This is a genomic window from Vibrio sp. 10N.222.55.C7 (assembly GCF_041473335.1).
Classification (GTDB): domain Bacteria; phylum Pseudomonadota; class Gammaproteobacteria; order Enterobacterales; family Vibrionaceae; genus Vibrio; species Vibrio crassostreae_C.
Map to the genome: position 1 here is coordinate 46390 of NZ_JBFRSC010000069.1, position 11412 is coordinate 57801.

An 11412-nucleotide genomic window follows, 5' to 3' on the forward strand; every position below is an offset into this window, starting at 1 on the left:
TATGGAATACAAAATATCAGTGATTCTTCCCGTTTATGCAGGAGAAGATACATTACCACAGTGTTTAGACAGTGTCTTAGCTCAAAGTCATCAAAATCTTGAAGTTATTATTGTGAATGATGGGAGTCCAGATTCCTGCCATGAAATTATTGATGATTATGCTGGTGCGGATAATCGTGTTATAGCTATTCACAAAGAAAATGCTGGCTATGGAGCGGCAATTAACTCTGGGTTAAGTATTGCTACCGGAGACTTTATTGCAATTGTCGAGACTGATGATTGGATCGAGTTAGACATGTTCGAGCGCCTTGTAGAAGCTTATCAACTTGTACCTAATCCTATCGTTAAAGCTACCTTTAATCGTATACAAAATGACAGAGTTCTGAACACTCAATCTCTTAAGCACTTAACTAATTTTGATGAAAATAATATTGGTCGAGTAGTACCAAGTGAATCTGTAGAGTTATTCCTTTTAGAATCTTCTATTTGGACTGGATTATATAAGCGCGACTTTTTAGAAGAGAATTTAATAAGATTTTATGAAAGTCCAGGTGCATCTTATCAGGATATGCCATTTAAGTTTATTGCATATTCTATTGTCGATGAAATAACGCTTCTAGATGTTCCAGTATATAACTATCGTGTTTTAAATGAAGGTTCATCAAGTGCGAGTTCTGATAAGGCTCTAATTTCATTTGGTAATTATGACGTAATTAAAAGGTTCCTAGTAGAAAGTGGTCGCTTTCCTACTTTCGTACAGGCTTTCTATTTTCATCATATGTTTGATTTGGTCTTCCATGCTTCGCGACTCAAGGACCAAGGTCTGAAGCAGTATTTGGCCAAGGCGAATTCAGTTTTCGATGAGGCTAAATTAGACGGCTTTGACGTTGATAACGCATCGTTTTCTCCAGATACCAACGACTATTATTATAATCACGTGTTACCTCTGTATAAGAGCCTCATATCGGAAAAAACAGTTGCTGTTAAACAAAAGACAGCTTCAATACGACGTAAATTAGTCGAGAAGGCACGTTTGATATGTAATAAACTTATTGTTGACCCGGTTGTTGCTACCTTGAGTTCATCATTAAACTCCGTTATCACTAAGAATTCTGGTAAGTTGGTATCGCGTATCAACGAACTTGAATATGGCCACCTTTCAACACAAATAGACAGGGTTTCTGATCTCATTTCACAGCGAGATCTTTACGATAGTAAGAGGTCTGACCCTAGCGTTACTTTGATGGTCGCACCAACAAATCAGTTTCACTACTATATTCGAGCTAATGAGAAGCGAATTTCGATGCTCAGAGACGAATTTAGAGAGGGGCTCGATGAGTTTAGCCTTCTTAATGAAAGAAAGCTGTTTGGGCTTTACGAAATATTACCTTACTTTGAACATCAAGGCTTAGAGCTCAAGCTCCCTCTTTCAACGACTTTGTTTACCGATGAAGATAGGCTTATTCTTTCTAACCTCGAAGTTATTATGAATAAGCAAGAGCTTGACTATGCTCATTTAGATCTAGCCGAATTACCAATAACGTTGGCTACGAATTATTTTAAGTCAGGTATTAAGTATCTTCCTGACTCAATTCCAGAGACATTTAAAGGTAAGTTGGCTTTGGACTGTGGGGCATGGGTAGGTGATACAGCTATTATGTTTGCAGGTTTTGGTTTTGAAAAGGTCGTTGCAATTGAGCCAATGCTTGATAACTATAATTGTCTAAAAAGGAACCTTGAACGAAATGAGCAATATTTGGGGGATGTTATTGAACCTCGTAATATTGCTGTCGGCGAGACAGTAGAAACACTTTCAATGAGAAAGGTTGGTGATGATGGTGTCGGTTCGTGTATTGTTGAAGGTGGCTCTGAAGGCAGTATTAAGGTCGAATCAGTTAGTATTGATGCACTTGTTAGCTCTGAATACGAAAATGGTGATGTTGGCTTAATTAAGTTTGATGTGGAAGGTTTTGAATTAAATGCCCTGAAAGGAGCTGAGGCTACTATTAGGAAAAATAAACCTGTATTACTGATATCTGTCTACCACCTCTGGCTTCAGCCAGAGCAAATCTTTGATTGTAAGAGATTCGTAAAGGAATTGGACTTAGACTATCAATTTAAGCTGGTTCACCTACAGCCAGAAAAAGATTTAATCTACGAATATATGTTAGTTTGTTGGTAGTGAATTAGGTATGACATTAAGGGAGAACTAAGGTTCTCCCTTAACTCTATTTTTACTTCAAATGTTACCTGGTTAACTTTAACTAGTGTTTTTTTTATGGCGAGTTATGAGTAAGAAGATATTATATGTAATAAATGTTGACTGGTATTTCCGACTTCATTGGTTAGAGCGGGCAGAGTATTTTAAGTCCTTAGGTTTTGATATACATATTGTTAGCAGTTTTTCAAATGATGCTATCAAGAACGAATTAGTTTCTAAAGGCTTTACTTGCCATCAATTATCTGTCAAAAGAAAAAGTGTAAATTTTTTTCGAGAGATAACTAGTACTTATAGGCTTAAAAAAATACTAGATGGTATTGAACCTGACTTAATACATTGTGTAACAATCAAGCCTAATATATATACTGGTTTACTAAATAGATTTTTTTACCAAAAACCAATTGTTTACAGTGTTACTGGCTTAGGGGCTGTGTTTAGTTCTAATGCTATGAAGTTCAAATTATTAAAACTTATAATTGCTAATCTCTATCGCTTTATATCCTCCTCAAGCTCTCGCTTTGTTTTTGAGAATAACGAAGACTTTGAGTTATTTGGTGAGCTCGGTATTTTAAAATATCATAATGGTCGCGTGATCAAGGGGGCTGGAATTGATTTGGCTCGTTTTTCCCCTTCATTAGCTCCCTTAAATAAAAACGTTTTGTTTGGTGCAAGGCTTTTAAAAGAAAAGGGGTTGGAGTGTCTAGTTCGAGCAAAGCATGAGCTAGAAAAGCAAGGGTTGAGTTTCACGCTCAATATTGCAGGAATTATTGATAACGATGTTTCTTCTGCTATACCTCTAAGCCAAGTGAAGGCTTGGGCAAGTTCCCGAGATATCAATTGGTTAGGCAACGTGCAAGATATGCCTAAGCTAATAAAAGAAAACGATATAGTGTGTTTACCTACGACTTATGGTGAGGGGGTACCTCGTATTTTGATCGAGGCAGCTTCTTGCCAAAGAGCGGTAATCACGACAGATGTTGTCGGCTGTCGCGAAATAGTATCACATAACGTTAATGGTTTATTGGCGAAGCCTGGGGATGTTATATCACTCGCTAGCTGTTTACGCATCTTACTGGAGAGTGATGAAAAAACGCTTGAGTTTGGCGTTCAAGGGCGTAAAAAAGTTGAAGAAGAGTTTTCTCAAGAAATGGTTTTTGAAAAAACTCTCAAGGTTTATGAAGAGATTAGTATTAGTGCTGGTCGTTAGAGTTGGGTTTATAACCAGTTGGTGCATTTAATAGAATCGTCATAATGCATTCTTCATCAAAGTTATGACAACACCCATCGAGTTGTTCCAAAAGAGGCTGCATCTCATTCCAAGTTAGCATCTGTTCTTTGGCCGTCATGATTTTTTGATGGCCGCTTCCTTCCACATTATCTCCAATCAAAAGCTCTTCATAAAGTTTTTCTCCTGGACGTAATCCTGTGAACTTTATAGATATATCGCCTTCTTGAGAATCGCCCTCGACATGCTCTTGCATACCCATCAAATGAATCATGCGTTTTGCAAGGTCTAGAATCTTGACGGGTTCACCCATATCAAGAACAAATACTTGTCCGTTGTGACCCATGGCACCAGCTTGGATAACCAGCTGAGCTGCCTCAGGTATAAGCATAAAGTAGCGAATGATATCTGGATGAGTTACGGTTACAGGGCCGCCACATTTTATTTGCTTTTTAAACAGTGGAACAACAGACCCAGAAGAGCCCAAAACATTACCAAAGCGTACCATTGTGAAAGTGGTGGTATTTTGCTTATCGGCCAATGCTTGAAGAACCAACTCAGCCATGCGTTTGGTTGCGCCCATCACGTTAGTTGGTCTTACTGCTTTATCTGTCGAAATGAGAGTAAAGTTCTTCACACCTGTTTGGATTGCAGCTTCAGCGCAAGCAAGTGTTCCAAACACATTGTTACGAACACCTTCAACAATATTATCTTCAACTAAAGGGACGTGTTTATAAGCAGCAGCGTGATAAACCGTTTCAACTCCGTGAGCGGTCATCAGCTTTTCTAACCGATTCTGTCTCTGGACGGATCCAAGAGCCGCGACGATTTGAGTCTCGCTTTTTAAGTTGATTTTTGTTGAGTTTAACTCTTGATCGATTTTGTAAAGGTTGTATTCATTTAGCTCAAACAATACGAGTGTTTTAGGTTTTTGTGACATTATTTGACGACATAACTCAGATCCAATAGAGCCCCCTGCGCCAGTAACCATAACACTCTTATTGAAAATATTTTGTGCCAAAAGTTGCTTGTCCGGGTCAACTGCTGCTCTCCCAAGTAAATCTGCAACATCAAGATCTTTTACGTCAGTTGCTGTCGCTTTTCCTGCGGCAATATCTTCGACTGATGGTACAGATTGCACTGCGATTGGCCAGTGTGATAACTTTTCAACCAACCTCAAGCGCTCACCTTTATTAATCCCATTAATAGCTAAAAGCAGCTTTACGGGTTGATATAATGATTGAAGGTGCTCGAAATCGCTTGGGTGATGGACTTTAAGTCCAAATAATATTTGACCTGACTTTGTAGGGTCATCATCAAGTAATACTACTGGATTGTACTCATCACCCTGAATGAGAGCATACGTTAAGTCGCGGCCTGTAGCCCCTGCGCCATAAATAAATACATTGGGTTTTTGGCGTTTAAACCAGTGATAATAGATCGAACGGATTAGTATTCTGGGGCCACCTAACGTCAGGGTTGCTAAACCAGCATATATAAACGGAACACTTCTAGGTATGAATGAGTGGAAAAAAAAGCCACTCATTATTAAAGCTAGGGTCGATATTATAACCCCAAAGAAAATGTTGCCAACGGCTGGTAGCATCATATAGCGTAAGACCGCTCGGTACATTCCTAATTTAACGAAGCTATAAATTGTGATTGAAACAGTAATAAAAAGAGTTATTAGCTCCTCTATTTCGACTGCAAAAAATGCATTTCCAAGCCTTAAGGCAATGGCTAAATAGAGTGAAATCACGATAGCGAAAATATCATAGCCAATACTGATGAAACGCTTGTTCTTGCGTTTGGCATTAAGCAATATATGTATTGGTCTGATCATGGTGTTCCTTAGCGAGCCACTGAGCTTCTTAAGTTTGATAGTTATAGTTTTTAGATTGTATTTTAATGTCGTTGAGTGCGGTAAGCTACCTGTAATTGATTGTTATGTGTCACCCAGTAGTTTTACTGTTAATTCTGTTTGTTATTTGTTCGATTTTAGGCTTCTGCATTATGAAAATTTTGGTTACTGGTAGCACTGGCTTTGTCGGTTCTCGAGTTGTTGAGTTGGCTAGAGAGCGTGACTGGAATGTCACTTCGGTTGTGCGTAAGCAAATAGAGCCACTAACTAATAGCTTGGTTATCCCTTCCATTGACGGTTCTACCGATTGGTCTGGTGCATTCGAAGGTGTCGATTGTGTGGTTCATTGCGCTGCTCGAGTGCATCAAATGAATGAGAGTGAGCTAGATGCCCAAGCTGCGTACCGAGAGATAAACACTCTTGGGACGTTGAACCTTGCAAAGCAAGCCGTTGAAGCCGGGGCTAAAAGGTTTGTATTCGTCAGCTCTATTAAAGTTAATGGCGAATTTACTGAGCCGGGCTCACCATTTCAGCCTGACCTAAGTAATATCCCTCAAGACCCTTACGGCTTGAGTAAGTATGAAGCCGAAGTCGAGTTGAATCAGCTGTCAAAAGAGACTGGTTTAGAAGTGGTTATCATTAGGCCGCCTTTAGTTTATGGACCGGGAGTTAAAGCCAACTTCTTATCTATGATGCGTATGATTGATAAAGGTATTCCATTACCGTTTGGTGCTATAAAAAACCAAAGAAGTTTGGTTTATCTAGAGAATCTCTGCAGCTTGATACTGACGTGTTGTCAACACCCCTCAGCTCCCGGACATACGTTCTTAGCTTCTGATAATCATGATGTATCCACTACTCAATTAATGCAAACTATCGCTTTATCAATGAATAAGACACCGAGGCTTTTACCTATCCCAATGTCCTGGATACAATTGGTAGCCTCAGTATTAAAGAAACAACACATTGCACAGAGAATATGCGGTAGCCTTCAGGTTGAGACTCGTTTGACGAAAGAGATCTTGGGATGGGTACCTCCCGTAACTTTTGAAGAAGGGATTAAAAAGACGGTGGATGCCTACTTGAAGTCGCATTGATATGCTTTAAGAGGAGTCTTACGTTCATATTCGTAAGTGAGTAAGATACACTTTATTAATTAACGGCACTTATGCCATTCATCATATTTGTTTAATCAGAGATTTAAGGCATACATTTTGATTCGTTTGTTAGATTTCTTTTTTGCTTTCTTTGGTCTGTTGTTTCTTTGGCCAATATTTCTCGTCATTTGCATCATCGGCTATTTTGATACCGGTTCTCCTGTTTTTTTTCAAACTCGAGTGGGACGTAACAAAAAGCCATTCACCTTAGTCAAATTCCGAACCATGCCAGTGGATACAAAGTCTGTAGCGACTCATTTAGTTGGAGCGAGTTCAGTGACTAAGCTCGGTGGATTCCTGCGTAAAACCAAGCTTGATGAACTGCCTCAGTTATACAACGTACTTAAAGGTGAAATGAGTTTAGTTGGTCCAAGACCATGTCTGTTTAACCAACAGGAACTCATCGATGAGAGAGAATCAAGAGGTGTCCTTGCTGTTAGGCCTGGTGTTACTGGTTTGGCGCAGATTAACGACATTGATATGTCTACGCCTAAGAAACTAGCCGAGTGGGATCAACGCATGATTCACACGTTGAATACTAAATTGTACTTCCAATACATAATTCAAACAGTATTAGGTAAAGGTTCGGGCGACCGCGTTTAATTTGCCTTCTTTCTTATCTTTCACCTCTCTCTGACGCAACTCTGACGTTTTTTTGAATCGTTGTGGTGCGTTTGCTAATTATACATTTACTTGATAGCGGTTATTACCTATCATGTTGTTCAATTAGTTGTTTAATCAGAGTAATTCCTTTTTAGGCTATCTATCATTGATTAGGTGGTCTTAGTTGGATATTGAAAGCAACGCAGTAATCTTTTTGTGTTGATTCCTTGTGAGTACCATTTTTGTAGTGTCATACGAAAAAATTATGCTAACTGCTCGCTTGTAATAGCTTAAGCAAGCTACTCTCAAGTTCTTTGTGCTTGTTAAACAACATTGATAAATCTGGCGAAATTCAAAAGTACAGTATTGAGTTGCTTCTAGCTTCTAGCTTCAGCATGCAATATTGTTCAATTGTGTCAGTAGCTTTGGTACGGAATGGCGTGTATGAGTGTCTGCTTTTGGGGCTTTCATACAAAAACTGATTAGACTATCGCTTAGATTTGCTAGGAAAATCAGCCTCAGTTCAGTTTGAAATATGGAAGATATAATTATATGAAAATGCAGTGGTTAGCTAGGGTTTCTCCTTTGTTGTTGCTATCAGCAACAGCTGTTGGAGCTGAAAATTTATACGTGGGCGCTAAAGTTGGTAATGTAACGGCCGATAACTTTGCACCATTAGTCGAAAGCCGCACGGCTATTGATGACTCAGACACATCTTACGGTCTGTTTGTTGGTTATCATATCGTAGATACACTGGCCATCGAAGGTGGTTATAACTACCTTGGCGAGTATGATCTTAAAGACATTGCAGGTGGCAGCTACGAAGCAAGCAGCTTTGATGTGGTTCTTAAAGCCTCTGGAAATGTAACGGACAGCTTAGCGTTATACGCAAAAGGTGGCATCGCCATTTATGACTGGAAAGCAAACGGTCCAGGTGTTGAGTCTGACGATTCTGGTGTGACTCCAACGATTGCTTTTGGTACTGAATACTCGATTACATCAGCGATGAAGGTTGGTATTGAATACCAGCTATATCAAGATATTGGTGGTGTCGATATCGACTCGTTTAATGTTGCCTTGTCTCATAGCTTTTAATCATTTGTAGGGATAAATTGTGAAATATAAAATTTTAGCGTTATCAGTCGTTGGTGCAATCCTTGGTGGTTGTGGCAGTGACAACAACAACAGCGTGCCGCCTGAGCAAGCGTACCGTAATATTATGGCATTCGACCCAGCAGTTATGGGTATGAAAGGCACCTACAGCTGTGACAATGGCAAAACTGGTTCTCTAGAGGAAACAAACTACTACGGTGTTTCTGAAGTTACTGAACTTACTGTTCTGAACTACCCTGAAACTTGTTCATTTGCTTACAACGCAACAGCAGGTGCAGTGGACGTTTCTAACGGTAAAGATATGAGCAAGGTAAGCTACAAGTTCCCTAAAGGCTTAGCGAACTACGATGACCTTGTTACATCTTCTCCAATCTCTACTTTGATCGAGAAAGAGCTAGATGGCCAGCCATATACTGAAGCTACAGGTGTTCAAGTGCTTACAGACCTTGGCTTAGATGGCTTGCTAAACAATGGTGTTACTTCAGTAGCTGACTTCCTGCGTCGTACACAAGAAATTATTGAAGACCTTCCAGCAAAAGATGCTAGCTTAGTGTCAGCGACAGCTGCGGTACTATCAGACGTACTTGTAGTAAGTTCTGATAAGTCAGCAACTGAGCTCTCTAAGGCAGCTGTTGCAATTACAAAGGAAGTGATCAAGACCTACCCAGAGTATCCTACTGCTCCTGGCGGTGATGATATTTACCTAGATCTAACTACAGACCCTGACTTTATTAAAGATGTCGTGGCTGACCCAAGTGCCCCTGTGACAATTCCACCTTCAGCAGAGAAACCATCTGAACCTGTTCCAGACCCAGATGATGGTACTAACCCACCAACTGGCGGTACTGGTGGTACTGGTGGTACTGGTGGTACTGGCGGCGGCGGTAACGGCGGTGGTACTGGCGGCTAATTTAAAGATTGATAATAAAAGGCACCAATCGGTGCCTTTTTTACTGCTGTTACTATTAACATAGTTACAATCAAACATAGTCGCTATTAAACATAGCCACTTGCGAATACTGTTATAACCTATTGCATACCAATGAAAATACTCAGCCACTCTAGAAACGCAGCGCTCATTGCATCCGTCAGTGCATTAGTTATTGCTCCTAATGCCTACGCTGTCGATAACTTGATGTCGTCCCAAAGTTATACCGGCGCAATCATTGTGCCCAATGCTCAAGTGATGGACACTGGCGACATTTCCTTCCTCTATGGCCAAGGCGTGCCATATAGAGGGAAAACCAGTGAGTTAGATAACATATTATTTAGCGTTGGTCTGTTTGATGGCTTTGAAGCGTCAGGCAGAATTGTCACAAAAACTTATGACTGTCACCTTTACCCAAATGTACCGAACTACAATCCTAATTGTGGTAATGGTATTCGTGACCTGTCTGCATCGTTTAAGTACCAGCTCCCGTTCGTTAAAGATTGGACTGGGTTTGATCTGGCAGTAGGTGTTCAAGATTTAGGTGGTGCTGCCAGCAACTTCGAAACCTTCTATGCTGTTGCTGATTTTGAGCCTGATTTTGTACCAGCAAGGTTTAGTGCGGGTTACGGCAAGTCAGAAGTCAGCCATGGCGTTTTAAACGGGCCATTCGCTAGCTTAGAGTATCAGCCTCTGGACTTTGTTCAGCTTATTGCAGAGCATGATTCTCACCAATTTAATGCTGGCCTTAAGGTGTTTACACCAGAACATTATTTACCACTGGATACGCAGTTATCTTTTCAATACCAGTTTTACACCAGTGGTAATGCCGATATCGATATTTGGTCGGTAGCGGCATCAACCCCTTTAATGGGCTTTTCCGAGTCTCGCCGAGTTAATGAGTTAACCCTAGAAGATAAGATCGCAGTAGAACAGGCGCATCATAAATTCGCCGGTCTGGTTCAGCTTAAAAAAGCCTTGGTCGATGAAGGTTTTCTTAATGTGAGAATCTCTGCGGACGATATTGGTTTAAACGTCGCGTTAGAAAACCGCCGTTATAATCGTAACCAAGTGGATGGTGTTGGTGTGGCTTTAGGTATCATCTCTTCTTACGTGGGAGAGGGCATGCTTCAAGACCTTGGCGTTAAGAATTACCAACAGCAAAACATTCGTTTGTTTAACTTGGTTAACGATATGCCGATGATGGAAGTGATCACGAGCGCACCATGTTACCGTGAGTTTGTAAAAACAGGTGAGCCTTGCAAAACACTTCTTGTTCGTACCTCTGATGTTAAAAAGAGCTACGCCAAAGCGAATTTTGGTGAAGAGGTTACTCGTTCTGGTTTCGGCCGCACACAGGTGATTGTGTCTCCTGCTTTGTATCACAACACGGCGACAGAATACGGTGTATTTGATTACTCTTTAGCGCTGGCTACTAACCTTTACACACCTTTGTGGAAAGGTGCTGCGTTGGATGTTCGACACGTAATGCCACTGGCAGAGAGTGATGACTTTGAAGAGGGTGAAATTTGGGGTGACGACGCGTTTGAGAATGAAGTGGATAGGGTTCTTTTCCATCAAGCATTCCAGCTGCCTTACAATCTCACCACTCAATTCTCATTTGGGCAAGTTTACGGAAACTTCCTGGGCTTTTTGAATGAAACACAGTATGCGAGCAATAGCGGCCGACATATTCTGGGTTCCGAATTCGCCAACTTTTCTGCTCAAGACGAGTACGATTCAAAAGGGAAAGCCATCTTAGATGCGACCCCTATGATTGGCCACTACACCTACTCAAGACCGGACTGGAACTGGCAAGGTAAAGTGCAAGCCGGTCAATTCTGGAAAGGCGATGAAGGGGTACGCGTGACCACCAGTCATTGGTTAGGTGACGTAAGAGTTGATGCGTCATACCAAACCACAAAAGCAGTAGGAAGCAGTGAAGCCGAAGATTTTGTGACACTTTCTATCGCAATCCCGCTGACACTATGGCGAGATATGAGCCCTAACTACGTTCAATTACGTGGTATCGACCAGTTTGTATATGCACTTCAAACTCGCGTTGGTGAAACTCACAATAATTTAGGCACAGGCTTGGGTGTCGACACTGGCTTACAACACAATATTGAAAGACAGTACTTCAACCGTAACCGCATCGGTGCGAGTTACTACTATGAAAACCGACAGCGCTTACGCAATGCTTACCTAAAATACTTAGAAGCAGTAAAATAATTCAGCGTAACATCTAAAATAAAGAGCCAACACCTCATGTGTTGGCTCTTTTTTGGTTCATCGCGGATTAGC

Annotated in this window: 8 protein-coding genes; 7 read left to right on the forward strand and 1 reads right to left on the reverse strand. The window is 40.8% G+C overall.

Annotated features, from left to right (window positions below):
• Nucleotide 1: 1 nt before the first annotated feature.
• Complete coding sequence (locus AB4482_RS21855; RefSeq protein WP_171732257.1) at nucleotides 2-2182, forward strand: FkbM family methyltransferase; 2181 nt, start codon at nucleotides 2-4, stop codon at nucleotides 2180-2182.
• Nucleotides 2183-2288: 106 nt separating this feature from the next.
• The gene (locus tag AB4482_RS21860; RefSeq protein WP_213864834.1) at nucleotides 2289-3428 is read left to right on the forward strand and encodes a glycosyltransferase family 4 protein; all 1140 of its coding nucleotides are present in this window, start codon (nucleotides 2289-2291) and stop codon (nucleotides 3426-3428) included.
• On the opposite strand, the gene AB4482_RS21865 is transcribed toward AB4482_RS21860, so the two are convergent.
• On the reverse strand, nucleotides 3412-5289 hold the full coding sequence (locus tag AB4482_RS21865; RefSeq protein ID WP_171732255.1) for a nucleoside-diphosphate sugar epimerase/dehydratase: 1878 nt from the start codon (nucleotides 5287-5289) through the stop codon (nucleotides 3412-3414). The genes AB4482_RS21860 and AB4482_RS21865 overlap by 17 nt on opposite strands.
• 170 nt (nucleotides 5290-5459) lie before the next feature.
• Here AB4482_RS21865 and AB4482_RS21870 point away from each other — a divergent pair, with 170 nt between their 5' ends.
• The 5 genes from AB4482_RS21870 (at nucleotide 5460) to AB4482_RS21890 (ending at nucleotide 11340) form a co-directional block, all read left to right on the forward strand.
• Entirely contained in the window at nucleotides 5460-6404 is a 945-nt protein-coding gene (locus tag AB4482_RS21870) for a UDP-glucose 4-epimerase family protein (protein ID WP_372181673.1), read from the forward strand.
• Between the two features lie 114 nt (nucleotides 6405-6518).
• Nucleotides 6519-7067, forward strand: coding sequence for a sugar transferase (locus AB4482_RS21875; protein ID WP_372181679.1), 549 nt, complete (start codon nucleotides 6519-6521; stop codon nucleotides 7065-7067).
• Nucleotides 7068-7619: 552 nt separating this feature from the next.
• The gene (locus AB4482_RS21880; RefSeq protein WP_050652060.1) at nucleotides 7620-8162 is read left to right on the forward strand and encodes an outer membrane beta-barrel protein; all 543 of its coding nucleotides are present in this window, start codon (nucleotides 7620-7622) and stop codon (nucleotides 8160-8162) included.
• A gap of 19 nt (nucleotides 8163-8181) precedes the next feature.
• Nucleotides 8182-9090 (forward strand): serine/threonine protein kinase, encoded by a 909-nt coding sequence (locus tag AB4482_RS21885; protein WP_372181675.1) that lies wholly within the window; start codon nucleotides 8182-8184, stop codon nucleotides 9088-9090.
• 132 nt (nucleotides 9091-9222) lie between these two features.
• On the forward strand, nucleotides 9223-11340 hold the full coding sequence (locus AB4482_RS21890; RefSeq protein ID WP_372181677.1) for a YjbH domain-containing protein: 2118 nt from the start codon (nucleotides 9223-9225) through the stop codon (nucleotides 11338-11340).
• Nucleotides 11341-11412 lie beyond the last annotated feature (72 nt).